Origin of the sequence: Pseudomonas frederiksbergensis (assembly GCF_003732705.1) — a bacterium.
In the GTDB taxonomy this organism is placed as follows: Bacteria; Pseudomonadota; Gammaproteobacteria; order Pseudomonadales; family Pseudomonadaceae; genus Aquipseudomonas; species Aquipseudomonas frederiksbergensis_F.
Map to the genome: position 1 here is coordinate 124089 of NZ_MOBR01000043.1, position 23376 is coordinate 147464.

A 23376-nucleotide genomic window follows, 5' to 3' on the forward strand; every position below is an offset into this window, starting at 1 on the left:
AGCTGATCAATCACCCGTCCCACGAGCGCGCCCGATGGCCATCAATTTCGACCTGAACGATCTGCAAGCCTTTCGCGCCGTGGTCGAGCAGGGCAGCTTTCGCAAGGCCGCCGACACGGTGCGCATCTCCCAGCCCGCCCTGAGCCGGCGCATCGAAAAGCTCGAAGACGCCCTCGGTGTAAAACTCTTCGAACGCACCACCCGCAAAGTCAGCCTGACCCAGGCCGGACGCGGTTTCATTCCCAGCGTCGAACGCCTGCTCGACGATCTGGACGTGGCGTTGCTCGGCATCAGCGAAGTCGCCTCGACCCGACTAGGCCATGTCACCGTCGCCTGCGTGCCGTCGGCGGCGTACTACTTCATGCCGCGAGTGATCGCGCACTATCACCGGCAATTTCCTCGGATCAAGGTCAAGGTGTTGGATTCCAGCGCTCACGATGTCCTCAGCGCTGTGGTCAACGGCGAGGCGGATTTCGGTCTGAGTTTCATGGGCACCCTCGAAGCCGAGGTCGACTTTGAACCCTTGGTGCAGGAAGGTTACGTGGTGGCCTGTCGCCGCGATCACCCGTTGGCCGGGCGTAGCAGCGTGACCTGGGATGAGTTTTACCAGCAGGACTACATCTCGCTCGACAAGACCTCGGGTAATCGCTTCTTGCTGGATCAAGCGCTGGCCGGCGTGGTGCCGCAACGGCCAAGTATCTGCGAAACCCGTCACGTCACGACGATGATCGGGTTGGTGGAGGCCGGGCTGGGCGTGGCGGCAGTGCCGTTGATGGCGATGCCGGCGCAAGATCACCCGATTCTGACCCGAGTGCCACTGACCGATCCGCAAGTGATGCGCAGTGTCGGGCTGATCAAGCGCCGGGGTCGCACCTTGACCCCGGCAGCCCTGGAACTGGAGCGGCTGGTGGTGGAAATGAAAGTCCAGCCGCCGACGGTCAACGGCTGACCGAGTCCAGCCCTGTGGCTTGCACCTGTGGCTGAACGGCCGGGGAGGCCAGGTAAGTCAGCAACGCCCTGGCCTCGGCCGGGTGTTGCGCGCCTATCGGGATGCCCGCAGCGAACCGCGTCACCGACTGCACCGACTCGGGAATTTTCGCGACGAAGCTCACCCCAGGCACCGGAAGCAACTCGCTGACCTGCTGGAAGCCCAGTTGATAGTCGCCCGTGGCAACCACCGAGCCCACGGGGATTTTCGGGATCATCTTCGACTTCGGCTTGAGCTGGTCTTCGATGCCCAAGCGCTTGAACAACTGCTGCTCGATGTACACGCCGCTGGCGCTGTCGGAGTAGGCCACCGACTGCGCGCCAAGCAAGGTCTTTTTCAAACCCTCCACCGAGCTGATGTCGGGTTTCGTTGCGCCTTCGCGCACCACCAGGCCGATCCGTGAATCCGCCAGTTCCACCCGTGAAGCGGGGTCTACTTTGCCTTGTTTGATCAGGTCGTCGAGGGCATAGCCGACCATGATCACCACGTCGGCTTTTTCACCGTTGGCCAAGCGATTGGGGATCGCTTCCGGCGCCTTGCCCATCGACGGGCCGAGGGCGGTGCTCAGGGTGTTGCCAGTGGCTGCGGCGAATTCAGGGCCGAGGATTTTATAGGCCGCAGTGAAGCCACCGGAGGTCATCACGCGAATTTCTTCGGCCTGGGCGAAGGTGCTCAAACTCGCGATGAGAACCAGCGCGGCATAGTTGAAAAGCTTTTTCATCGAATAGGTCTCGCAGTCAAAGGTCGGTCACGAAAGGGCCGGTTGCAGGCGGCCGGTTGAGCGGCGATACAGAAACAGCGTCGCGCACAGGGCACAGAGCGCCGCGAAACTCATCCAGTAACCGGGTGCAGCCTTGTCGCCGGTGTACTGGATCAGGAAGGTCGACATCGCCGGGGTAAAACCACCAAACACCGCCGTCGCCAAGCTGTACGCCAGGGAGAACCCGGCGACCCGCACTTCCACCGGCATGATCTCGGTGAGTGCGGCGACCATCGCGCCGTTGTACAAGCCATAGATGAACGACAGCCACAGCAACACCAGCAGCATGTTGATAAAACTCGGCGCGTTGACCAGATAAGTCAGCGCCGGATACGCCGTGGCCAGGGTCAGCAACGCCATGGCAATCAACACCGGACGGCGGCCGATGCGATCGGACAAGGCACCGCCAATCGGCAGCCAGAAGAAATTGGAAACGCCGACCAGTAGCGTGACCAGCAACGCATCGGAAGTGCTCAGGTGCAGCACGGTTTTACCGAAGGTCGGCGCGTACACGGTGATCAGGTAAAACGCGGTGGTGGTCAGGGCGACCATCATCATTCCGGCGAACACGATCACCCAGTTCTGTGCCAGGGTGCGGAACACATCGCCCATGCTCGGACGGTGTTTGCGCGCGGCGAACTCGGCGGTTTCTTCCAGGTTACGGCGCAGGAAGAAGATAAACGGCACGATCATGCAACCGACGAAAAACGGAATCCGCCAGCCCCAATCGGCAATCATTGCCGGCGCCATCCATTGGTTCAGGCCATAGCCCAGCGCTGCTGCGACGATGATCGCCACTTGCTGGCTGGCCGACTGCCAACTGGTGAAAAAGCCTTTGTTGCCCGGCGTGGCGATCTCCGAGAGATACACCGAGACACCGCCCATTTCCGCACCGGCCGAGAAGCCTTGAAGCAAGCGGCCGATCAACACGATGGCGGGGGCGAACAGGCCAATGGTTTCGTAACCGGGCACCAGAACGATAAGAATCGTGCCGCTGGCCATGATCGACAGCGTGACGATCAGCCCTTTGCGCCGGCCCACATCATCGATGTACGCGCCCAGTACCACGGCGCCCAGCGGACGCATCAAGAACCCGGCGCCGAACACCGCGAAGGTCATCATCAGGGAGGCGAATTCGCTGCTGGCCGGGAAGAAAACGGCAGCGATTTGTGTGGCATAGAAGCCGAAAAGGAAGAAGTCGAACTGTTCCAGGAAGTTACCCGAGGTCACCCGGAAAATCGCACTGGCCCGGGAACGCCCGGAGGGAAGTGATGCTGTCATTGACCTGTACTCCACCGCTTTTATGACGTGCGCCGCGTGGGGGCTGCGCACGGTTCTTATTGGGGCGGATAGTGGGGCAGGGGCATCGATATGTTAATTGCATTGTCGGCATGCATTGATGCGTGGGGTGGATCAATGTGCTTGGGGATTGATATTGCCTGACACACCGCCATCGCGAGCAAGCTCGCTCCCACAGGGTTCTCTGGTGGATGCAAAACTTGGGTACAACCGAAATCCCATGTGGGGGCGAGCCTGCTCGCGAAGAGGCCATCCAATTCAGCATCGATGTCGCCAGACACACCGCCATCGCGAGCAAGCTCGCTCCCACAGGGTTCTCTGGTGGATGCAAAACTTGGGTACAACCGAAATCCCATGTGGGAGCGAGCCTGCTCGCGAAGAGGCCATCCGATTCAGCATCGATGTCGCCAGACACACCGCTTTCGCGAGCAAGCTCGCTCCCACAGGGTTCTCTGGTGGATGAAAAACCTGGGTACAACCGAAATCCCATGTGGGAGCGGGCTTGCTCGCGAAGAGGCCATCCGATTCAGCATCGATGTCGCCAGACACATCGCTTTAGCGAGCAAGCTCGCTCCCACAGGGTTCTCTGGTGAACGCAAAATCTGGGCATACCGAGATCCATTGTGGGAGCGAGCTTGCTCGCGATGGCGCTCGAACAGTCAACCCATCCGTCAGATGTACGCCTCGATATGCGCCATCCCCCGAGCCACATATTCGTCTTTCTCACCCACCGGCGCGAAGTAGTGCAGCACCTCCCGCGCCGCTTCAACGCCCTTGAGCCGCGCCAAAAACCACGCCGACAAGTATTGCGATGAGAAGCAACCACCCGCCGTGGCAATGTTGCCGTTGGCGTAAAACGCCTGATTGACGATATTGACCCCAGCCGCCTGCACCCAAGGCTTGCTCGTGGTGTCAGTGCACGCCGGGGCATCACCGAGCAGGCCGAGTTTGGCCAGCAAAAACGTGCCGGAGCATTGCGCCCCCAGCAATTGCCGCGCCGGGTCGAATTTGAGTTGAGCCATGATCGTCGGATCGTCGGCCACGTCGCGAGTCTTCCTGCCGCTACCGAACAGCACCGCATCGGCGCCACAGGCTTGCTGCAGATTGATGTGCGAATCGATGGTCAAGCCGTTCATCGACGTCACCCGAGGCGTCGGCGACGCGATGCTCACCTGCCAGCCCTGGTCCCCCAGCAGCGAAATCCGGCTGAGCATCCCATAGGCGATCAGCGAATCCAGTTCGTTGAAGCCGTCGAAGGTCAGAATGGCGATGTGCATGGCGAATCCCGCTGGTTTTTTCGCAGACTACGCCGACCCGGCGCGACACCTCCGGTACAGTCGGTCGCAGAATCATCGCTACAGTAAGGAATGATTCGCCACCCGCGCAGTCGGAACTCAGTAGTTACGACATCCCAAGAGGTTCACCGATGAACAGCAAAACCCTTATCGCCAGCCTCGCCCTTGTCGCCGGCATCGCCGCAATCAGCCCCGTCGTCCAAGCCGCCGAAACAGCGCAGAAAACCGTCCAGCCCGGCGCCAACAACGCCCGCAGCCTGGTGAAAGGCGACCGCGCGCCGGAGGTTTATCAACGCAGTGAAAAGGCTGTGAAGAACTGGAAGGCGAGAGGTCTGAAGGCCCCGGAGTCTGACGCGCAGTGGGTGCAAATCAATGACAAGTACATGATGGTGTTGATTACCAGCGGCACGATTGTGGATGTCACGCCGGTGGAGCGTTGAGTCGTAGAGCTGGTTTCCTGGAACGCGCTCGGGGAGTTACTCGCTATGAACGCGCGCCGGGCTAGTGGTCCCCAACCGATACTGATTATTCCCACTGCGCTTGGCCTCATACATCGCCAGATCCGCGATATGAATCAACCGATCCATGCTCGGCGCATGATCCGGGAACACCGCCACCCCAAGGCTGGTGCCAATGTGCCGCTGATCATTGCCAATCGTGACCGGCGGTGAGAGCTCGACGAAGATTTTCTGGCAGATACTGCGTGCTTCGTCCTGCAGGTTGATGCCTGGAGGCAAGCCTTGCAGGATCACCACGAATTCGTCGCCGCCAATCCGGGCGACGGTGTCGGTTGAGCGCAGGATGCGCTTGAGTCGTGTGGCCGTGGTGACCAGCACCCGGTCGCCAGCCGCATGACCGTAATGGTCGTTGATCGCCTTGAAACCATTGAGGTCGACAAACACCAACGCCACTCTGGTTGCACTGACCCGCGCCTGCTCAAGCGCCTCGGACAGGCGTTCTTCCAGCACCAGGCGATTGGGCAGGCCGGTCAGCGGGTCGTAGTGGGCCAGGTGTTGCAGGTAACTGGCGGAGGCTTTTTCTTCGGTGATGTCGCGTACCACGCCCATCATTTTGATCGTGGTGTCGTGGTCGTTCTTCACCACATTGCCGGTCTCGCGCAACCAGCGCAGGGTGCCGTCGGGCCAGACCACGCGGTATTCCTCGTCATGGTTCTCGCCGGTTTCCAGGCAACGCAACTCACCGGCGCGGACCTTGGCCCGGTCGTCCGGGTGTACGCAGGAACAGAACAAGGCGTAGGAGGGCGTGACTTCGCCGATCTTGAACCCGAACATGCCGTAGATCGCCTCCGACCAATAGAGCTTGTCGGTGTCCACATCCCAGTCCCATGTACCGATGCGAGCGAAATACTGACTGCGCTTGAAGCGCTCGGCGTCACCGTCCAGGTGAATGTTTTGTCCTTTGGACAGACTGGCAATCAGCGCGCGGCATTCGGTGAGCTGCTGTTGCAGGGAATACTGGCGACAGAGCAGCGCGACCAGCAGGGCAAGCATCACGGAGCCAATGACAGCGCTGATCCAGAGGAAACTCATTCAGGGATGGCCGTCATGGCGTATTTAACCGTCGGGGTAATGCTGCTTATCTTAGTTCACGCTTACGACCGGAAACAGAGCTAAACCGCGCCGAACGGTTGCCAATGGCTCGCAATTCTGGGAAAACGACGCCCATGAGCCCTTGCGGGGGAGTGAACAGACGAGTGCATGTAATGAATGATGAGCTTCAGGTAATCGACCTTGAACCGGGTGACGGTAAAGCCGCGGTCAAAGGCGCGTTGATCACTACTCAATATCGCGGGTGGCTGGAGGACGGCACCGAGTTCGATTCTTCCTACAGCCGAGGGAAGCCTTTTCAGTGCGTGATCGGGACTGGCCGGGTCATTAAAGGCTGGGATCAAGGAATCATGGGCATGCAGGTGGGTGGCAAGCGCAAGCTATTGGTGCCGGCGCACCTGGCGTATGGCGAGCGGACGATGGGCGCGATTGCGCCGAATTCGAATTTGATCTTTGAGATTGAGTTGTTGGAAGTGCTGACGCGGGATGATTGATTGCTCGCATGAGGTTTAAACGACGAACCCCGTCGTTATATCCCGAATCATGCGTTGTTTGTCAGGCCGTCTTCGCGAGCAGGCTCGCTCCCAAATTGGGTCGGCGTGAACACAAGTCCCTTGTGGGAGCGGGCTTGCTCGCGAAGAACGATCACGCGGTCCACCTGAAGAAACCTGAAGCCACTCCTTGCTACCTCGGACACTATCAGCGACGATGCTCGCCATATAGGGGTAGGGGGTATAGGTATGTCGCACATTCACGAACACAAAGACGATCTGCTCAACCGCGTCCGGCGCATTGCCGGGCAGGTGCAAGCGGTGGAAAAGGCCCTGGAATCCGACGCTGATTGCGCCAAGACTTTGCACTTGGTCGCGGCGATCCGGGGCGCAGTCAATGGTTTGATGGATCAGTTCATCGACGCCCACGCCCGTGAGCACGTGGCCCATCCCGACCTCAGCAACGAACAACGCGCCCAAGGCGTGGAAGAGTTGCTGCAAGCCATCCGCCGTTATTCCAAGTAGACCGAACACCATGACACTGACACCCCAGGCTTCATCCTTTGCCCACGACCACATGTTCCTCGGCGCTTCCCATGATGAAAATGGCCGCCGCACGTTATGGGTGGTGGCGCTGACCTTCGTGATGATGATCGGCGAAATTGCCGCCGGTTACGTGACCGGTTCCATGGCGCTGCTGGCCGACGGTTTTCACATGGCGACCCACGCCGTGGCCCTGGGAATCGCGGCGGCGGCCTACGGGTTTGCCCGACGCCACGCCAATAATGAGCGATTCAGTTTCGGCACTGGCAAGGTCGGTGATCTGGCCGGGTTTGCCTCGGCCATGGTGCTGGGGCTGGTGTCGCTCGGGATTGCCGGCGAGTCGATTCTGCGGCTGTTCCAGCCGACCACCGTGGCCTTCACCGAAGCCACGATCATTGCCGTGGTGGGGTTGGCGGTGAACATCGTCAGCGCCTTCCTACTGGCGGGCAATCATGGGCATCACGGGCATGATCACGGCCACAGCCACGACCATGCTCATCATCACGACAACAATCTGCGTTCAGCCTATGTCCACGTACTGGCCGATGCGTTGACCTCAATCCTCGCCATCGCCGCGTTGCTGGCCGGTCGCTATCTGGGGTGGGTCTGGCTCGACCCGGTGATGGGCATCGTCGGCGCCGTCGTCATCGCGAAATGGGCCTATGGCCTGATGCGCGACAGTGCCGCCGTGTTGCTCGACACCACGGACGAACACGTGGCCGAAGAAATCCGCGAGCTGCTGGAAACCCCCGGCGACGTGACCATCAGCGACCTGCACGTCTGGCAGGTCGGCCCCGACGCCCGGGCGGCGATCGTCAGCGTAGTAGCAGCGGCCAACGTGACCGCCGACGCCATCCGCGAGCGTCTGGCGCCGGTGCACGAGTTGTCTCACCTGACAGTGGAACACCGCACTGCGTAAGCAATCAGGCTTGAGCCGACGAGTCAGGTGAACATCGCAATGTCATCAAGTGTGTCGGCAACGGTTGCTTCAAGTGTGGGGAATGTCTTCTTCGCTGTATTTCACACCTGTAAAGGATGTCCCCGGTTTCTACCCGAGCAAGCCCGCTCCCACAGGGGATTGGCGGTAGTAGCAAGATTTTCGACCCACACTGGACACTGTGGGAGCGGGCTTGCTCGCGAAGAGGTCGGCACATCCAGCATGGATATCGATTGACACTCCGCCATCGCGAGCAAGGGTTTTGTGTCGGTCGTTAGGCCTCGACGATCAGCGGAATCCGGCCATTCAGGGAAGGGCGGTAGTGCCACGTCAAACCGTGCAATGCGGGATTCATCGCCAGTATCTGCGTCAATGTTGCGCTGGCGATGCTCAAGGCCAGTGTCTGCCCCGGACATTGGTGGCGGCCGCTGCCAAAGGTAAAACTGCGACGATTTGGGCGGTCCAGGATGAACGCGTCAGGGGCGTCGTTAAGCTGCGGATCGCGATTGGCCGAAGCCAGCAACACCAGGATTGTGTCGCCAGGGTTCAAGCGAATGCCGTCGATTTCACACGCCGCGGCAACGAAGCGGCGGGTGTTCTGAACTGAAGGATCGAAGCGTTGGACTTCGGCCAGAAACGAATCAACGTTGCCCAGCAACAGCGGATCGCGAATCAACGTCACCAAAGCATTTCCAATCAACCCCGCCGTGGCTTCATAGGTCTGCGAGCACAGCCCGATCAGGTTGGCGATCAGCCTTTCACTGTCCGAAGAAGCGAACCGCTGTTTGATGCCGTTCAACAATGAACTGTTCAAGTCCGGGTCATCCAGCAACTCAATGAAGTAACCCCGCAACTGTTCCGCCGCCCCATGCGCTGCGTCCAATTGAGCCTGATGACTCAGGGGCGACAGGCAAGCCACAAAATCAGCGGTCAGCTCGCTGACGACTCGGGCCTGAGCCGGGGAGAACCCCAGCAACGCTGCGACCACGCACACCGGGCCGCGAAACATCGCTTTGGACAAACCCTCGGCGTCCGGGGTGATCAATCGCGCACTGACCAACGCTTTCACTTCATTCACATCAATCAACGCCAACTCCGGTTCAATCGCCGACCGAGGGCAGTGCTGCCGTTCGCCTTCATTCATGCGCATCAAGCGACCGAACACCTCGCCGGCCAAACCATCGGCAATCGCCTTGGGCACCGGTTCACCCAAAGGACGCACATGGCAATCAGGATGCCCCAACACCGCCGCCACAGCCGCGGCACTGCTGGCCACCCACAGATTCAGACCTTGATGAAAAACCAGTCCACCCTCGGCGCGTAGTTGTGCGTAATAAGGATAAGGATCGGCATGAGTCGCAGCGATGATCGGGTCCATGGGTCGCAGCCTTGTTCGTGGTGGGGAAAGTGTTGCTACTATCTCCAGTCCAACAAGGTCTTGATTCGTCCGGGAGCGAAATATGAACGTTGAACAACACGACATCGGCGTCTCTCAGGTGGCTGCCGCGATCGCGGAGCCGGCCCGGACGAAGATCCTCTGTTCGCTGATGGACGGCCACGCCCGTACCAGCACCGAGCTGGCGGCGGTTGCCGAGGTCAGCGCGTCCACCGCCAGCGCGCACCTGGCCAAACTCAAGGAACTGGCGCTGGTGCGGTTGCACGTGCAGGGTCGCCATCGTTATTACAGCCTCGCCGACAAACGGGTGGCCCAGGCGTTGGAGGCGTTGATGGTGATCGGCCAGAACGCCGCGCCAACCTTCAACCCGCGCACGCCGGATCGCCTGCAATTTGCCCGCACTTGCTACGATCACATGGCCGGCACCCTGGCGGTGTTGCTGCATGACCGGATGATCGAGGCGGGATGGTTGCTGGAAACCGACGAGCAGGTTTATCAGTTGAGCGACAGCGGCGAGGCGTTGTTCGAAGGGCTGGGCATCGAGGTCAAGGATTTGAGCACGATGCGCCGTCGCTTCGCCTGCCCGTGCCTGGACTGGAGCATGCGCCGGCCGCATTTGGGCGGCTCGTTGGGGGCGGCGTTGTTGCAGTTGGCGATCAAGCGCAAATGGGTGACCCAGGACCTGGACAGTCGGGCATTGGCGTTGACGGCGGCGGGGCGCAAGGAGATGGGGGCGCGGTTCGAGCTGGTATTGCCGGTGGATCTTTCCTACGCCCGAAAATCCCAGACGTACTCCACCACCCGCACCGCCAGCACCAGGTAGATCAAAAACAAAATCACCTGGAACGCCGTGTGATACGGCAGTCGGGACAAGCGCCGCAAACCGTCGCTGACGCTGAGCAGCATCAGTAGCGCAGACACCGCAATCAGCGCCCAGCCCGCCACGTCCGAGGTGAGCAGCCCCATGTACGGATGGTGCTCGCTGTGCAGGGCATTGGTGCCCGCTGCGAACAGCAACGCGCACACCAGCAGGTTCTTGATGTTGTCGAACACCTGCGTGGTGAAATCGGTGTCCAGCAAGGCCAGATACTTTCGCCAGAGTTTACCCATGGTTTTCTGACACCTGTCGATTGCGAGTGCTCGCGGCAAGTCTAGTGACGAATTGATAAGCGTGCCGATTTCATCCGGTCCGATGAGAGGTACGCTTGCACCTTGTGCCTGCCATGCTGACGCTATACTGTATATCTGAACAGTATCAGGCGTTGCCCATGGAACTCATCGACAAGCTCAGCATTCTCGCCGACGCGGCCAAGTACGACGCGTCTTGCGCCAGCAGTGGCGCGCCAAAGCGCAGCTCCGAGGGTAAAAGCGGGCTGGGTTCCACCGATGGCATGGGTATTTGCCACAGCTACACACCGGACGGTCGTTGTGTTTCGCTGCTGAAAATTCTGCTGACCAACTTCTGTCTTTATGACTGCCAGTATTGCGTTAACCGTCGCTCCAGCGATGTGCCCCGGGCGCGGTTTACACCTGAAGAAGTGGTCACGCTGACCCTGGATTTCTACCGGCGCAACTGCGTCAGTGGGTTGTTTCTCAGTTCCGGGATCATTCGTTCGGCGGACTACACCATGGAACAACTGATCCGCGTGGCCAAGTTGCTGCGCGAAGACCATGAGTTCCGTGGCTATATTCACCTCAAGACCATTCCCGAAGCTGATCCAGCGTTGATCGAGGAAGCGGGGCGTTATGCAGACCGGCTAAGCGTCAATATTGAATTGCCCACCGATGCCAGCCTGCAGACCCTGGCCCCGGAGAAGCAACTAGGCTCGATCAAGCAGGCCATGCAGACGATCTACACCGGCGAGCAAACCGTACTCAACGAACCTCGTGCACCGAAATTCGCTCCGGCGGGGCAAAGCACGCAGATGATTGTTGGCGCTGATGACACCGATGACAGCACCATTCTGCACAGTGCTCAGGCGTTGTATGGCAACTACCGTTTGCGTCGGGTTTATTACTCGGCGTTCAGCCCGATCCCCAACAGCCCGAAAAGCGTGCCGCTCGCCGCGCCGCCGCTGATGCGCGAACACCGCTTGTACCAGGCCGATTTTCTGTTGCGCAGCTACGGGTTTACCGCTGGCGAGTTGTTCAAGGGGCCGGGCCATCTGGCATTGGACATGGACCCGAAACTGGCCTGGGCGTTGGAGAATCGCGAGGTGTTTCCACTGGACCTCAATCGCGCCGCAGCATCGTTGATCGCCCGTATTCCCGGGATTGGCCTGCGCACCACCGAGCGTCTGGTGGAACTGCGCCAGCAACGGCGTATTCGCTATGAAGACCTGGCGCGCATGCGTTGCGTGCTGGCCAAGGCCAAACCGTTTTTTATCACCAGCGATTACCACCCGCAGCAAGCGGAAGTCACCAGTCATTTGCTGTATCAGCAACTGCGTGACCGGCCGCAGCCGCAACAGATGGGGTTATGGGGATGATCAACCTGGATTGCGACGAACTGTTCGATACCTGGCGCCAGCAGGCGCGGTGGCTGCTCAGCCATGAGGTCGATCCGAGTCTGGTGAGCTGGGCGTCGGAGGGTGTCCGTGACCTGTTCGCCAGCGATGATGCGCCTCCCGCCGACAATGGCCCGTTTCAGGCGCGCATCCCGTTGGCGTTGCTAGGCACCCTTGAAAGCGCCGCACGTTATCGCGGTGATCAGCGCTGGAGTTTGCTCTATGAGGTGTTGTGGCGGGTCAGTCATGGTGACCGAACGGCAATGCTGGCCGGCGACAGGTTAGGCAGTGAGCTGCAACGTCGGATCAAGCAAGTGCAGCGCGAAGCCCATCATCTGCATGCGTTCGTGCGTTTCGTCGAGCGACCTCAAGCCACCGAAGGCCCGCAATACGTCGCTTGGCATGAACCCGCCCACGACATTTTGCACAGCGCCAGCGAGCATTTCGTCGCCCGCATGGGCCGCCACCGCTGGTTGATCGCCACGCCTCGCGACGGGGTTTATTACGACGGACAGCAGTTGATCCACCAACGGCAGTGCCCGGTTGAATGGCAACGGCTGGCGCACGTCGACGACCCTCACGGCGATATGTGGCTGACCTACTACAGCCACATCTTCAACCCGGCGCGATTGAACCCGAAGGTCATGCAAGGGCATTTACCGGCGCGATTCTGGAAAAACCTGCCTGAAGGGGTGTTGATTCCGGGGTTGATCACCCAGGCGCGCACGGGCAAGCAACAGGATGGGCAGGCGAGCGGGATCAAGGGAAGGGCGGGGAAGCGGATTGCGTTGGGAGATAGCGAGCGCGGTTCTGCGGTGAATACGGAGTAGATGTCGACCGGGCTTAAAATGTGGGGGAACATCGTTGTATTCGGGGCGGATAAAAAAGCCCCCCATTGCCAGGCAATGGGGGGCTTTTGTGCAACTGGCGTCAGATCAAACCTTGACGATCCAGCCCGCTGGCGCTTCGATGTCGCCGGTCTGTACACCGGTCAGCTCTTTGTAGAGCTTCTGGGTGACCGGGCCGACTTCGGTTTCGCTGTGGAACACGTGCAGGTGGTCGTTGTAGCTGATGCCGCCGATCGGGGTGATCACGGCAGCGGTACCGCAGGCACCGGCTTCCTTGAAGTCCGACAGCTTGTCGATGAACACGTCGCCTTCGATCACTTCCAGGCCCAGACGTGTTTGTGCCAGCTCGATCAACGACAGACGGGTGATGCCCGGCAGCACCGAAGGGGACTTCGGCGTGACGAATTTGTTGTCGTGGGTGATGCCGAAGAAGTTGGCCGAGCCGACTTCTTCGATTTTCGAGTGGGTCATCGGATCCAGGTAAATGCAGTCAGCGAAGTGCGCCTTCTTGGCCTGGGAACCTGGCATCAGGCTGGCGGCGTAGTTGCCACCGACCTTGGCCGCGCCGGTGCCTTGTGGGGCGGCGCGGTCGAAGCTGGAGATCAGGAAGTTGTGCGGGGTCAAACCGCCCTTGAAGTAGGCGCCGACCGGAATCGCGAAGATCGAGAAGATAAACTCGGGGGCGGTACGCACGCCGATGTTGTCACCTACGCCGATCACGAACGGGCGCAGGTACAGCGCGCCGCCAGTGCCGTAAGGCGGGATGAAACGCTCGTTGGCGCGAACCACGGCCTTGCAGGCTTCGATGAACTGCTCGGTTTCCACGAACGGCATCAGCAGGCGTGCGCAGCTGCGTTGCATGCGCAGGGCGTTCTGGTCGGGACGGAACAGATTGATCGAACCGTCCTTGCAACGATAGGCCTTCATGCCTTCGAAGCACTGCTGGCCATAGTGAAGGGCAGTCGAGCCTTCGCTGATGTGCAGCACGTTGTCTTCGGTCAGGGTGCCTGCGTCCCACTCGCCATTGCGCCAGTACGACAAGAAACGCTTGTCTGTCTTGATGTAGTCAAAACCCAGCTTGTCCCAATTGATGCTTTCGTTACCCATGACACCCTCTATCACTTAACAACCGCCGAAACGGTTCAAGGCTTCTGACGTTTTTTGGATGGGGACAACAATACTTCATTCCGGGGTGGTTTCGCAGCCCGGAATGCGTTCCTTTGATCGTTCCCCGCGCGCTGATCGTTCCTACGCTCTGTGTGGGAATGACTCAACGGACGCTCCGCGTTCGCTTTTGGAACGCAGAGCGTCCCGGGCTGCATTCCCACGCGGAGCGTGGGAACGATCGGTCAGAGATGCAGCGCATGCCCCAAGGCACGCAACGCCGCTTCCTGCACCGCCTCGCCCAGCGTCGGGTGCGCGTGGATGGTGCCGGCGATGTCTTCCAGTCGGGCGCCCATCTCCAGGCTCTGGCCGAATGCGGTCGACAACTCCGAAACCCCGACACCGACCGCCTGCCAGCCAACAATCAGGTGATTGTCCCGACGCGCGACCACTCGCACGAAGCCGGTTTTCGATTCCAGGGTCATCGCCCGGCCATTGGCCGCGAACGGGAAGCTGGAGACGATGCAATCCAGACCGGCAGCTTCGGCCTCAATCGGCGTCTTGCCGACCACCACCAATTCCGGGTCGGTGAAGCATACGGCAGCGATGGCGGTCGGGTTGAATTCGCGGGTTTTACCGCTGATCAGCTCGGCGACCATTTCGCCCTGGGCCATGGCCCGGTGCGCCAGCATCGGTTCGCCGCTCAGGTCGCCGATGGCGTAGACGTTGCGCATGCTGGTCTGGCAGCGGTTGTCGATTTTGATCGCCGAACCGTTCATCGCCAGATTCAGCGCTTCAAGGTTCCAGCCCTGAGTGTTCGGCTTGCGACCGACGGCGACCAGTACCTGATCGGTTTCAAGATTCAGAATGTCGCCATTCGGATCAAGCACTTGCAGCGTATTGCTAGCAGAATCAAAGCCTTGCACGCTGTGTTTCAAGTAAAGCTTCACGCCAAGATGCTTGAGCGCTTCGTGCACCGGATGAGTCAGTTCGGCGTCGTAGGCTGGCAGGATGCGATCCTGAGCCTCGACCACGCTGACTTCGGCGCCGAGCTTGCGATAGGCAATCCCCAACTCCAGACCGATATAACCACCACCCACCACGATCAGCCGTTTAGGCACGGACTTCGGCGCCAGGGCTTCGGTGGATGAAATGATCGGCCCGCCAATCGGCAGCATTGGCAGGTTGACGCTTTTCGAACCAGTGGCCAGCACCAGGTGCTCGCACTGGATCCGCGTGTCGCCGACTTCAACGGTCTTGCCGTCGATCACCTTGGCCCAGCCTTGAACAACCTGGATCTTGTGTTTCTTCAGCAGCGCCGAGACGCCGGTAGTCAGGCGATCAACGATGCCATCCTTCCACTCGACGCTTTTCGAGATGTCGAGGGTCGGCGCTGAAACGCTGATGCCCAACGCCGAATGCTGGCTGTGGTGTTGCGTCTGGTGAAACTGTTCGGCGACGTGAATCAGCGCCTTCGACGGAATGCAGCCGATGTTCAGGCAGGTGCCGCCCAAGGATTCGCCTTCCACCAGAATGGTCGAAATGCCCAACTGACCGGCACGGATCGCCGTCACATAGCCGCCAGGGCCGCCGCCGATGATCAGCAGCGTGGTGTTCAAGTTTTGCATTGCTTACTCCACAAACAAGGTTGCGGGTTGTTCGAGCAGGCCACGAATGGCCTGGATGAATTGCGCCGCGTCCATGCCATCGACCACGCGGTGATCGAAGGAGCTGGAGAGGTTCATCATCTTGCGAATCACGATCTGGCCTTTGACCACCATCGGGCGTTCGACGATTTTGTTCACGCCGACGATCGCCACTTCCGGCAGGTTCAACACCGGCGTGCTGACGATGCCGCCCAACGCGCCGAGGCTGGTCAGGGTGATGGTCGAGCCGGACAGTTCATCGCGACTGGCCTTGCCATTGCGTGCAGCGGTGGCCAAACGCGAGATTTCCTGAGCGCTGTCCCACAAGCTGCGGGCTTCAGCGTGACGCACCACCGGCACCATCAAGCCAATATCGCTTTGGGTGGCGACGCCGACATGCACCGCGCCGAGGCGGGTGATGACCTGGGCTTCGTCGTCGTAACGGGCGTTGATCTGCGGGAAGTCGCGCAGGGCGACGACCAAGGCGCGGACCAGGAACGGCAACAAGGTCAGCTTGCCGCGGCTCGCACCGTGTTTTTCGTTCAGGTGTGCGCGCAGTTCTTCCACGGCGGTGACGTCGATTTCCTCGACATAACTGAAGTGGGCGGCGCGCTGGGTGGAGTCCTGCATGCGCTGGGCGATCTTGCGGCGCATGCCGATCACCGGGATTTGCTCTTCGTCGTTACGCTGGGCGTACGCGGCTATCGGTGCCGAAGCATTCGACTGACCTTCGGCCAGATAGGCATCGAGGTCTTCGTGCAACACTCGACCCGCAGGACCGGTGCCACGCACCAGACGCAGCTGGATGCCGAGGTCGAGCGCATGTTTGCGCACGGCCGGGGAGGCCAGCGGACGTTCGTCGGCCTCGCGAGCTACCATCGGGCCTTGGCAAACGGCGGCTGGACGAGACGCCGCGACCGGTTTGCTCGCAGCCACTGCTTCAACTTTAGGCGCAGCAACCGGTGCTGCCGAAACTGCAACAGCCGCAGGCTGCGCGGACTCTTTATAGTTACCCGCGCCTTCCACTTCAATGCTGATCAGGATGCTGCCAACCGCCATCACTTCCCCCGGCACGCCGCCGAGGGAAATGACCTTGCCATGCACCGGCGAAGGAATATCGACCATCGCCTTGTCGGTCATCACATCGGCCAGTACCTGATCTTCGACGACCATGTCGCCGACCTTGACATGCCACACCGACAACTCAACTTCTGCAATGCCTTCGCCAATGTCCGGCATTTTAATAACGTGCGTGCCCATTCAGACCTCCATAACCCGTTTCAACGCCGCGCCCACTCGGGACGGCCCTGGGAAATACGCCCACTCTTGCGCGTGCGGGTAGGGGGTGTCCCAACCGGTGACGCGTTCGATCGGCGCTTCCAGGTAGTGGAAGCAATGCTCTTGCACCAGGGCGACCAGTTCGGCGCCGAAACCACAGGTGCGGGTGGCTTCGTGAACGATCACGCAGCGACCGGTTTTTTTCACGGACTTGACGATGGTTTCAAGGTCCAGCGGCCACAGGCTGCGCAGGTCGATGACTTCCGCGTCGACACCGCTTTCTTCAGCGGCGACTTGCGACACGTAGACCGTGGTGCCGTAGGTCAGGATCGTCACTTCCTTGCCCGGACGGGCGATGGCAGCAACGTCCAGTGGCACGGTGTAGTAACCGTCCGGCACTTGCGCGGCGGGGTGTTTCGACCACGGGGTTACCGGGCGGTCGTGGTGGCCGTCGAACGGGCCGTTGTACAGGCGTTTTGGCTCAAGGAAGATCACCGGGTCATCGTTTTCGATGGAAGCGATCAGCAAACCCTTGGCGTCGTACGGGTTGGACGGCATGACGGTGCGCAGGCCGCAGACCTGGGTGAACATCGCCTCGATGCTCTGGCTGTGGGTCTGGCCGCCGTAGATGCCGCCGCCGCAAGGCATGCGCAGGGTCATCGGGGCGGTGAACTCGCCGGCCGAGCGATAGCGCAGACGGGCGGCTTCGGAAATGATCTGGTCCGAGGCCGGGTACACGTAGTCGGCGAACTGAATCTCGGCCACCGGCCGCAGTCCGTAGGCGCCCATGCCCACGGCGACGCCGACGATCCCGCTTTCGGAGATCGGCGCATCGAACACCCGGGAGGTGCCGTACTTGCTCTGCAAGCCTTCGGTGCAACGGAACACGCCGCCGAAATAGCCCACGTCCTGGCCGAACACCACGACGTTGTCGTCGCGCTCAAGCATCACGTCCATGGCCGAGCACAGGGCCTGGATCATGGTCATGGTGGTCGTGGTCATGGCGGTTTCCAGCTCGATATTATTGTTGTGGTCGTTCATGTCAGATCCCCAACTCTTGACGCTGGCGCTTCAAGTGCTCCGGCATCTCTTTGTAGACGTCTTCGAACATGGTCGCGGCGCTTGGAGTCTGGCCACCGGCGAGGGTGCCGTACGTTTCGGCTTCTTTCTGCGCGGCAATCACTTCGGCTTCCAGCTCGGCGCTGACGGCGGTGTGTTCCTCTTCGGACCACTGGCCGATCTTGATCAAGTGCTGTTTAAGGCGTGCGATCGGATCACCCAACGGGAAGTGGCTCCAGTCGTCGGCGGGACGGTATTTCGAAGGATCATCGGAGGTGGAGTGCGGGCCGGCGCGGTAGGTGACCCATTCGATCATGGTCGGGCCGAGGTTGCGGCGCGCCCGTTCGGCGGCCCAGGCAGAGGCAGCGTAGACCGCGACGAAATCGTTGCCATCGACCCGCAGGGAGGCAATCCCGCAACCAACGCCACGGCCAGCAAACGTGGTGGCTTCACCACCGGCAATCGCCTGGAACGTGGAAATCGCCCATTGGTTGTTGACCACGTTGAGGATCACCGGTGCCCGGTACACGTGGGCGAAGGTGAGGGCGGTGTGGAAGTCGGATTCAGCCGTGGCGCCGTCGCCGATCCAGGCCGAAGCGATTTTAGTGTCGCCCTTGATCGCCGACGCCATGCCCCAGCCCACACCCTGTACGAATTGGGTGGCGAGGTTGCCGGAAATCGTGAAGAAGCCGTGATCGCGCACCGAGTACATGATCGGCAACTGACGACCCTTGAGCGGATCGCGCTCGTTGGACAGCAGTTGGCAGATCAGGTCCACCAGCGGCACTTCGCGCGCCATCAGAATGCTTTGCTGACGGTAGGTCGGGAAGCACATGTCGTCGATGTTCAAGGCCAGGGCCTGGGCGCTGCCGATGGCTTCTTCGCCGAGGCTTTGCATGTAGAACGACATTTTTTTCTGACGCTGGGCGACCACCATGCGGTTGTCGAAAATCCGCGTCTTGAGCATGGCGCGCATGCCTTTACGCAGGATTTCCGAGGGTACGCCTTCGCCCCATGGGCCAAGAGCGTTGCCCTGGTCATCGAGCACGCGAATCAGGCCTTTGGCCAGATCTGCCGTGTCGGCCGGTTCAACGTCGATTGGGGGTTTGCGCACCAGGCCTGCGTCGGTCAGATGCAGGTAGGAAAAGTCGGTTTTGCAGCCGGGACGGCCCGAGGGTTCGGGAACGTGCAGGCGCAGCGGTTCGTACGCTTGGTTCATGGCTTCTACGCTCGATCTTGTGAATTTCTTGTAGTGAGCTGACGGTCATTCCATGGGTGATGGAAATCTTGTCCTACAAACATCATAGGCCCGGCGCAGGAGAATATTTATCTGTGTTTCGTTGCGTTGGTGGTCATTTGAGGATAAAAAATCTGCATTAACAAAAATAACAGGTGGTTTTGTCTCATGCGCAAATTGGATCGTACCGATATCGGGATTCTGAACAGCCTTCAGGAGAACGCCCGCATCACCAATGCCGACCTCGCACGCTCGGTGAATCTGTCGCCGACGCCGTGTTTCAACCGGGTCAAGGCAATGGAAGAATTGGGGCTGATTCGTGAGCAGGTAACCCTGCTGGATGCCGACCTGCTGGGGCTGCATGTGAATGTGTTCATTCACGTCAGCCTGGAGAAACAGGTGGAAGAAGCGTTGGCGCATTTCGAAGAGGCGATTTCGGATCGGCCGGAAGTGATGGAGTGCTACTTGATGGCGGGGGATCCGGATTATCTGATTCGGGTGTTGGTGCCGACGATTCAGTCGTTGGAGCGGTTTATGATGGACTTCCTGACCAAAGTCCCCGGGGTTGCCAACATTCGTTCGAGCTTTGCGCTCAAGCAAGTGCGCTATAAAACCGCGCTGCCATTGCCAGCGAACGGGTTGACCCTTGCATAACGAACACCGGACCTGTCACTGATCGTTCCCACGCTCCGCGTGGGAATGCATCCCGTGACGCTCTGCGTCACATCCGAAGCGGAACGCGGAGCGTCCCTGGCGGCATTCCCACGCAGAGCGTGGGAACGATCGGCCGTTAGAGTTTGTTGATGGGGATCTTCAGGTAGGTGACGCCATTGTCCTCAGCCGGCGGCATATTCCCCGCCCGCACATTCACCTGAATCGCCGGCAGCAACAGATTCGGCATGCCCAACCCGGCATCACGTTGCGTGCGCATGGCGACAAACGCCGCTTCATCGATGCCGTCATGCACATGAATGTTGCTCTGCCGTTGCTCACCCACGGTGGTCTGGCACTGAGGTTCACGACTTTCGGGTGGGTAGTCATGGCAAACATAAAGCCGCACGCCAGCGGGGAAAGCCAACAGCTTGTGGATCGAGGCGAACATCTGATTGGCGTTGCCGCCGGGGAAGTCGCAACGCGCCGTGCCGACATCCGGCATGAACAGCGTATCGCCCACCAGAATCACGTCCCCATCGATCAAATACGCCATGTCCGCCGGTGTATGACCCGGCACATGCAGCGCGGTGGCTTTGAGGTTGCCGATCATGAACGACTCGTTCGGCGCGAACAGGTGATCAAACTGCGAGCCATCCACACAGAATTCCGGCTCCAGATTGAACAGGGTCTTGAACACGCCCTGGACCTTGCTGATCGATTGACCAATCGCAATCTTCCCGCCCAGTTCCCGGCGCAGATACGGCGCGGCGGACAGGTGATCGGCGTGAGCGTGGGTTTCCAGCAGCCATTGCACTTGCAACTGGTGTTCACGGACGAAAGCGATGATGCGATCAGCCTGGACGGTGGTGGTGCGCCCGGCCGCCGGGTCGTAATCGAGCACCGGGTCGACGATTGCGCAGTGTCCGCCGTTCTGCTCGTAGATGACGTAGCTGTAGGTCGACGAGGCGGGGTCGAGGAAGGCTTCAATCAGCGCGGGCATGGGACACGGACCTGTGAAAAGGGTGGGAAGACAGTAACCGGTTGCAACACTTTATGTTTACACATAATGTCTGCAGCTTAAGTGACGTCGAAGGCATCCTGCAAATGCAATCCAGTCTGACCGAATGTGAAGTCGCCCAATTGCGGGCATCGGCCTCCAAAGCTTGCGCGCTGCTCAAGGCTTTGGCCAATGAGGATCGCTTGCTGATTCTCTGCCAGTTGACCCAGGGCGAACGCAACGTCGGCGAACTGGAAACCATGACCGGCGTGCGTCAGCCCACACTGTCCCAACAGCTGGGTATTTTGCGCGATGAAGGCCTGGTCGCGACCCGTCGTGAGGGCAAATACATTTTCTATGGCCTGGCCAGTCACGAAGTCATTCAAGTGATGAAAACCCTGTCCGGCCTGTATTGCGGGGCGGTACTGAAAAGCTGGGGCTGAACCCCGCTAAATGCGTGCAGCAGTAAAAAGGGAACAACCAATGAACGATCAACACTGGGGCCCAACCATCAGTGCAGACATCGTGGTGATAGGCGGCGGCACGGCAGGGATTGGTTTTGTCGCCAGCCTGCTCAAACGCGATCCGTCGTTGCACATCACCGTTATCGAACCCAACGCCCAACACTTCTATCAGCCGGCCTGGACCTTGGTCGGTGGTGGCGCCTACAAGGTGCAAGACACCGTACGCCCGATGGCCAGCGTCATGCCGCGCCAAGCCACGTGGCTGCAGGCGTCGGTCACTGACATCGCCGCCGACAGCAAACACCTGACCCTCGACGACGGCCGCACCGTCGGCTATCAAAACCTCATTGTCTGCCCCGGCCTGCGCCTGGCGTGGGAGCAGATCGAAGGCTTGCAGGAATCCCTCGGCCAGCACGGCGTCACTTCCAACTACAGCTACCAACACGCGTCCTACACCTGGGAACTGGTCAAAGGTTTGCGTGGTGGCAAGGCGATCTTCACCCAGCCGCCGATCCCGATCAAATGCGCCGGGGCGCCGCAAAAGGCCTTGTACCTGTCCTGCGATCATTGGTTGAAAAGCGGCGTGCTGAACAACATCGACGTCGAGTTCAACCTGGCCGGTGCGGCACTGTTCGGCGTGCCGACCTTCGTCCCGCCGCTGATGAAATACATCGAAAAATACAACGCTCGGCTGGCCTTCACCTCCAACCTGATCAAAGTCGATGGCCCGGCGAAAACAGCGTGGTTTGAGGTCAAGGATGCTGCGGGCGAAGTAACAACGCAGGCTAAAACCTTCGACCTGTTGCACGTCGTACCGCCTCAAGTGTCCCCGGATTTCATCCGCCAAAGCTCCTTGGCCGACGCCGCCGGCTGGTGTGAAGTGAACATGCACAGCCTGCAACACGTGCGCTATCCCGAAGTGTTCGGCCTGGGCGATATCTGTTCCACCAGCAACGCAAAAACCGCCGCTGCGGTGCGCAAGCAGATCGTGGTGGTCGCCGAAAACCTGCTGGCCCTGCGCAAGCAACAACCGCTGCCGCTGAAGTACGACGGCTACGGTTCCTGCCCGCTGACGGTGGAGAAGGGCAAGGTGATCCTCGCCGAGTTCGGCTATGCCGGTAAGTTGCTGCCGACCTTTCCCCTCGACCCGACCGTGCCCCGTCGTTCGGCGTGGTGGCTCAAGGCGACGCTGCTGCCGTGGTTCTATTGGAACGGCATGCTCAAGGGTCGCGAGTGGCTGACGGCTGTGTCCAAGGTCGATTGAGAGAACCCTATGCTGCTGGCAAGTTTTTTTGGTGTGCTGATGGGCCTGGTCCTCGGTCTGACCGGGGCTGGAGGCGGGATTCTCGCGGTGCCGGCGTTGGTGCTGGGGCTCGGCTGGACCATGACCCAAGCAGCGCCGGTTGCGTTGTTTGCGGTGGGCAGTGCGGCAGCGGTCGGCGCCATCGACGGTTTGCGTCATGGCTTGGTGCGCTATCGCGCGGCGTTGCTGATCGCCTTGCTGGGCGCGGTGTTTTCCCCGGTGGGCATCTACTTCGCCCATCAGTTGCCGGAGAAAATCCTGATGATCCTGTTCAGCCTGCTGATGGTCATGGTGGCCTGGCGGATGTTGCGCCGGGAACGCCAGGACGAAGGCCCGAGCGACCATGGTCACGCCAACTGGGGCCAAAAAAACTGCATGCTCGATCAACAGACCGGGCGCTTTTCCTGGACCGCCAAATGCACCGCGACCCTCGCAGCTCTCGGCGCGGTGACTGGCGTGGTGTCGGGGTTATTGGGCGTCGGTGGCGGCTTTCTGATCGTCCCGGCGTTCAAGCAACTGACCGATGTGCAGATGCGCGGGATCATCGCCACGTCCTTGATGGTCATCAGCTTGATTTCAGCCATTGGCGTGATCGGCGCGTTCCATGCGGGGGTGCGAATCGACAGTCTGGGCGTGGCATTTATCGTCGCCAGCATCGTCGGCATGATCATTGGCCGCCAGTTATGTGCCCGGGTTCCGGCTCGTGCGCTGCAAGTCGGCTTCGCCAGTGTCTGCATCGTGGTCGCCGCTTACATGCTGTTTAAAGCGGGCGTCTAGGCACTAGCCGCCCCTGTAGGAGCGAGGCTTGCCCGCGAAAGCGGTGTGTCAGGCGACATGGATGTTGAATGTGACGGCCTCTTCGCGGGCAAGCCTCGCTCCTACAAAGGTTCTGTGTGGTTTTCACATCTGACACCACTCTCATCCCATGGAAGCGCCTGACCGCTACCCAAGTAGCATACGTCCCGGCCCGCAGGCTTCGTACACTCGCACCTCATACATGCG

Annotated in this window: 24 protein-coding genes; 12 read left to right on the forward strand and 12 right to left on the reverse strand. The window is 60.2% G+C overall.

Annotated features, from left to right (window positions below; genetic code table 11):
* Positions 1-34: 34 nt before the first annotated feature.
* Positions 35-949 carry a LysR family transcriptional regulator gene (locus BK667_RS30725; protein WP_123599834.1) on the forward strand — a complete coding sequence of 305 codons (915 nt, stop codon included), beginning with the start codon at positions 35-37 and terminating at the stop codon, positions 947-949.
* Here the strand turns inward: BK667_RS30725 and BK667_RS30730 are convergent.
* The 3 genes from BK667_RS30730 to BK667_RS30745 all read right to left on the reverse strand — a co-directional run bounded on the left by BK667_RS30730 (position 939) and on the right by BK667_RS30745 (position 4324).
* The gene (locus tag BK667_RS30730) at positions 939-1709 is read right to left on the reverse strand and encodes a substrate-binding domain-containing protein (protein WP_123599835.1); all 771 of its coding nucleotides are present in this window, start codon (positions 1707-1709) and stop codon (positions 939-941) included. The two genes, BK667_RS30725 and BK667_RS30730, sit on opposite strands and share 11 nt — an antisense overlap.
* 27 nt (positions 1710-1736) lie before the next feature.
* Positions 1737-3029 carry an MFS transporter gene (locus BK667_RS30735; protein WP_123599836.1) on the reverse strand — a complete coding sequence of 431 codons (1293 nt, stop codon included), beginning with the start codon at positions 3027-3029 and terminating at the stop codon, positions 1737-1739.
* A 689-nt stretch (positions 3030-3718) separates the two neighbouring features.
* Positions 3719-4324 (reverse strand): DJ-1/PfpI family protein, encoded by a 606-nt coding sequence (locus BK667_RS30745; protein ID WP_123599838.1) that lies wholly within the window; start codon positions 4322-4324, stop codon positions 3719-3721.
* A 149-nt stretch (positions 4325-4473) separates the two neighbouring features.
* Between BK667_RS30745 and BK667_RS30750 the strand changes: the two genes are divergently transcribed.
* On the forward strand, positions 4474-4782 hold the full coding sequence (locus tag BK667_RS30750) for an RcnB family protein (RefSeq protein ID WP_123599839.1): 309 nt from the start codon (positions 4474-4476) through the stop codon (positions 4780-4782).
* 36 nt (positions 4783-4818) lie between these two features.
* Here BK667_RS30750 and BK667_RS30755 read toward each other — a convergent pair whose 3' ends face one another.
* Positions 4819-5892, reverse strand: coding sequence for a sensor domain-containing diguanylate cyclase (locus BK667_RS30755; RefSeq protein ID WP_123599840.1), 1074 nt, complete (start codon positions 5890-5892; stop codon positions 4819-4821).
* Positions 5893-6065: 173 nt separating this feature from the next.
* Between BK667_RS30755 and BK667_RS30760 the strand changes: the two genes are divergently transcribed.
* The 3 genes from BK667_RS30760 (at position 6066) to dmeF (ending at position 7863) form a co-directional block, all read left to right on the forward strand.
* Positions 6066-6404, forward strand: a complete 339-nt coding sequence (locus BK667_RS30760) for an FKBP-type peptidyl-prolyl cis-trans isomerase (protein WP_123511482.1) — start codon at positions 6066-6068, stop codon at positions 6402-6404.
* Positions 6405-6650: 246 nt separating this feature from the next.
* Positions 6651-6926, forward strand: a complete 276-nt coding sequence (locus tag BK667_RS30765; protein WP_054054437.1) for a metal/formaldehyde-sensitive transcriptional repressor — start codon at positions 6651-6653, stop codon at positions 6924-6926.
* A gap of 10 nt (positions 6927-6936) precedes the next feature.
* Complete coding sequence (dmeF, locus tag BK667_RS30770; protein ID WP_123599841.1) at positions 6937-7863, forward strand: CDF family Co(II)/Ni(II) efflux transporter DmeF; 927 nt, start codon at positions 6937-6939, stop codon at positions 7861-7863.
* A gap of 292 nt (positions 7864-8155) precedes the next feature.
* On the opposite strand, the gene BK667_RS30775 is transcribed toward dmeF, so the two are convergent.
* Positions 8156-9259 (reverse strand): cytochrome P450, encoded by a 1104-nt coding sequence (locus BK667_RS30775; RefSeq protein ID WP_123599842.1) that lies wholly within the window; start codon positions 9257-9259, stop codon positions 8156-8158.
* An 82-nt stretch (positions 9260-9341) separates the two neighbouring features.
* Between BK667_RS30775 and BK667_RS30780 the strand changes: the two genes are divergently transcribed.
* The gene (locus BK667_RS30780) at positions 9342-10100 is read left to right on the forward strand and encodes an ArsR/SmtB family transcription factor (RefSeq protein WP_123599843.1); all 759 of its coding nucleotides are present in this window, start codon (positions 9342-9344) and stop codon (positions 10098-10100) included.
* Here the strand turns inward: BK667_RS30780 and BK667_RS30785 are convergent.
* Positions 10046-10387 (reverse strand): hypothetical protein, encoded by a 342-nt coding sequence (locus tag BK667_RS30785; RefSeq protein WP_123511492.1) that lies wholly within the window; start codon positions 10385-10387, stop codon positions 10046-10048. The genes BK667_RS30780 and BK667_RS30785 overlap by 55 nt on opposite strands.
* Before the next feature lie 158 nt (positions 10388-10545).
* On the opposite strand from BK667_RS30785, the gene BK667_RS30790 reads away from it, so the two are divergent.
* Together BK667_RS30790 and BK667_RS30795 are read left to right on the forward strand one after the other, a co-directional pair.
* Positions 10546-11766 (forward strand): putative DNA modification/repair radical SAM protein, encoded by a 1221-nt coding sequence (locus tag BK667_RS30790; protein WP_123511494.1) that lies wholly within the window; start codon positions 10546-10548, stop codon positions 11764-11766.
* A complete protein-coding gene (locus tag BK667_RS30795) occupies positions 11763-12614 on the forward strand; it encodes a TIGR03915 family putative DNA repair protein (RefSeq protein WP_123599921.1) in 852 nt (283 codons plus the stop codon). Before BK667_RS30790 ends, BK667_RS30795 begins: the two co-directional genes overlap by 4 nt.
* 105 nt (positions 12615-12719) lie before the next feature.
* Here the strand turns inward: BK667_RS30795 and BK667_RS30800 are convergent, their stop codons facing one another.
* The 5 genes from BK667_RS30800 to BK667_RS30820 form a co-directional block, all read right to left on the reverse strand.
* On the reverse strand, positions 12720-13739 hold the full coding sequence (locus BK667_RS30800) for a branched-chain amino acid aminotransferase (protein ID WP_123508694.1): 1020 nt from the start codon (positions 13737-13739) through the stop codon (positions 12720-12722).
* A 242-nt stretch (positions 13740-13981) separates the two neighbouring features.
* Entirely contained in the window at positions 13982-15364 is a 1383-nt protein-coding gene (gene lpdA / locus BK667_RS30805) for a dihydrolipoyl dehydrogenase (protein WP_123599844.1), read from the reverse strand.
* Between the two features lie 3 nt (positions 15365-15367).
* Positions 15368-16642, reverse strand: a complete 1275-nt coding sequence (locus BK667_RS30810; protein ID WP_123599845.1) for a dihydrolipoamide acetyltransferase family protein — start codon at positions 16640-16642, stop codon at positions 15368-15370.
* On the reverse strand, positions 16643-17701 hold the full coding sequence (locus BK667_RS30815) for an alpha-ketoacid dehydrogenase subunit beta (protein WP_123599846.1): 1059 nt from the start codon (positions 17699-17701) through the stop codon (positions 16643-16645). It abuts the gene before it with no gap.
* 1 nt (position 17702) lies between these two features.
* Positions 17703-18938 carry a 3-methyl-2-oxobutanoate dehydrogenase (2-methylpropanoyl-transferring) subunit alpha gene (locus BK667_RS30820; protein ID WP_123508690.1) on the reverse strand — a complete coding sequence of 412 codons (1236 nt, stop codon included), beginning with the start codon at positions 18936-18938 and terminating at the stop codon, positions 17703-17705.
* 186 nt (positions 18939-19124) lie between these two features.
* On the opposite strand from BK667_RS30820, the gene bkdR reads away from it, so the two are divergent.
* Positions 19125-19610 (forward strand): Bkd operon transcriptional regulator BkdR, encoded by a 486-nt coding sequence (gene bkdR, locus BK667_RS30825; RefSeq protein WP_123408806.1) that lies wholly within the window; start codon positions 19125-19127, stop codon positions 19608-19610.
* Between the two features lie 136 nt (positions 19611-19746).
* On the opposite strand, the gene BK667_RS30830 is transcribed toward bkdR, so the two are convergent.
* Complete coding sequence (locus tag BK667_RS30830) at positions 19747-20610, reverse strand: MBL fold metallo-hydrolase (RefSeq protein ID WP_123599847.1); 864 nt, start codon at positions 20608-20610, stop codon at positions 19747-19749.
* 104 nt (positions 20611-20714) lie between these two features.
* Here BK667_RS30830 and BK667_RS30835 point away from each other — a divergent pair, with 104 nt between their 5' ends.
* From BK667_RS30835 to BK667_RS30845, 3 genes are read left to right on the forward strand one after another with little or no spacing between them, the layout of a single operon-like run.
* Entirely contained in the window at positions 20715-21050 is a 336-nt protein-coding gene (locus BK667_RS30835) for an ArsR/SmtB family transcription factor (RefSeq protein WP_123508688.1), read from the forward strand.
* Positions 21051-21090: 40 nt separating this feature from the next.
* Positions 21091-22335 (forward strand): NAD(P)/FAD-dependent oxidoreductase, encoded by a 1245-nt coding sequence (locus tag BK667_RS30840; RefSeq protein ID WP_123599848.1) that lies wholly within the window; start codon positions 21091-21093, stop codon positions 22333-22335.
* Positions 22336-22344: 9 nt separating this feature from the next.
* The gene (locus tag BK667_RS30845; protein ID WP_123508686.1) at positions 22345-23151 is read left to right on the forward strand and encodes a sulfite exporter TauE/SafE family protein; all 807 of its coding nucleotides are present in this window, start codon (positions 22345-22347) and stop codon (positions 23149-23151) included.
* Positions 23152-23376 lie beyond the last annotated feature (225 nt).

What these genes read in the sequence shown, in the direction of transcription:
- BK667_RS30725 (WP_123599834.1), top strand. Translation starts at nt 35, where the DNA reads ATGGCCATCAATTTCGACCTGAACGATCTGCAAGCCTTTCGCGCCGTG.
- BK667_RS30730 (WP_123599835.1), bottom strand. Translation starts at nt 1,709, where the DNA reads ATGAAAAAGCTTTTCAACTATGCCGCGCTGGTTCTCATCGCGAGTTTG.
- BK667_RS30735 (WP_123599836.1), bottom strand. Translation starts at nt 3,029, where the DNA reads ATGACAGCATCACTTCCCTCCGGGCGTTCCCGGGCCAGTGCGATTTTC.
- BK667_RS30745 (WP_123599838.1), bottom strand. Translation starts at nt 4,324, where the DNA reads ATGCACATCGCCATTCTGACCTTCGACGGCTTCAACGAACTGGATTCG.
- BK667_RS30750 (WP_123599839.1), top strand. Translation starts at nt 4,474, where the DNA reads ATGAACAGCAAAACCCTTATCGCCAGCCTCGCCCTTGTCGCCGGCATC.
- BK667_RS30755 (WP_123599840.1), bottom strand. Translation starts at nt 5,892, where the DNA reads ATGAGTTTCCTCTGGATCAGCGCTGTCATTGGCTCCGTGATGCTTGCC.
- BK667_RS30760 (WP_123511482.1), top strand. Translation starts at nt 6,066, where the DNA reads ATGAATGATGAGCTTCAGGTAATCGACCTTGAACCGGGTGACGGTAAA.
- BK667_RS30765 (WP_054054437.1), top strand. Translation starts at nt 6,651, where the DNA reads ATGTCGCACATTCACGAACACAAAGACGATCTGCTCAACCGCGTCCGG.
- dmeF (WP_123599841.1), top strand. Translation starts at nt 6,937, where the DNA reads ATGACACTGACACCCCAGGCTTCATCCTTTGCCCACGACCACATGTTC.
- BK667_RS30775 (WP_123599842.1), bottom strand. Translation starts at nt 9,259, where the DNA reads ATGGACCCGATCATCGCTGCGACTCATGCCGATCCTTATCCTTATTAC.
- BK667_RS30780 (WP_123599843.1), top strand. Translation starts at nt 9,342, where the DNA reads ATGAACGTTGAACAACACGACATCGGCGTCTCTCAGGTGGCTGCCGCG.
- BK667_RS30785 (WP_123511492.1), bottom strand. Translation starts at nt 10,387, where the DNA reads ATGGGTAAACTCTGGCGAAAGTATCTGGCCTTGCTGGACACCGATTTC.
- BK667_RS30790 (WP_123511494.1), top strand. Translation starts at nt 10,546, where the DNA reads ATGGAACTCATCGACAAGCTCAGCATTCTCGCCGACGCGGCCAAGTAC.
- BK667_RS30795 (WP_123599921.1), top strand. Translation starts at nt 11,763, where the DNA reads ATGATCAACCTGGATTGCGACGAACTGTTCGATACCTGGCGCCAGCAG.
- BK667_RS30800 (WP_123508694.1), bottom strand. Translation starts at nt 13,739, where the DNA reads ATGGGTAACGAAAGCATCAATTGGGACAAGCTGGGTTTTGACTACATC.
- lpdA (WP_123599844.1), bottom strand. Translation starts at nt 15,364, where the DNA reads ATGCAAAACTTGAACACCACGCTGCTGATCATCGGCGGCGGCCCTGGC.
- BK667_RS30810 (WP_123599845.1), bottom strand. Translation starts at nt 16,642, where the DNA reads ATGGGCACGCACGTTATTAAAATGCCGGACATTGGCGAAGGCATTGCA.
- BK667_RS30815 (WP_123599846.1), bottom strand. Translation starts at nt 17,701, where the DNA reads ATGAACGACCACAACAATAATATCGAGCTGGAAACCGCCATGACCACG.
- BK667_RS30820 (WP_123508690.1), bottom strand. Translation starts at nt 18,938, where the DNA reads ATGAACCAAGCGTACGAACCGCTGCGCCTGCACGTTCCCGAACCCTCG.
- bkdR (WP_123408806.1), top strand. Translation starts at nt 19,125, where the DNA reads ATGCGCAAATTGGATCGTACCGATATCGGGATTCTGAACAGCCTTCAG.
- BK667_RS30830 (WP_123599847.1), bottom strand. Translation starts at nt 20,610, where the DNA reads ATGCCCGCGCTGATTGAAGCCTTCCTCGACCCCGCCTCGTCGACCTAC.
- BK667_RS30835 (WP_123508688.1), top strand. Translation starts at nt 20,715, where the DNA reads ATGCAATCCAGTCTGACCGAATGTGAAGTCGCCCAATTGCGGGCATCG.
- BK667_RS30840 (WP_123599848.1), top strand. Translation starts at nt 21,091, where the DNA reads ATGAACGATCAACACTGGGGCCCAACCATCAGTGCAGACATCGTGGTG.
- BK667_RS30845 (WP_123508686.1), top strand. Translation starts at nt 22,345, where the DNA reads ATGCTGCTGGCAAGTTTTTTTGGTGTGCTGATGGGCCTGGTCCTCGGT.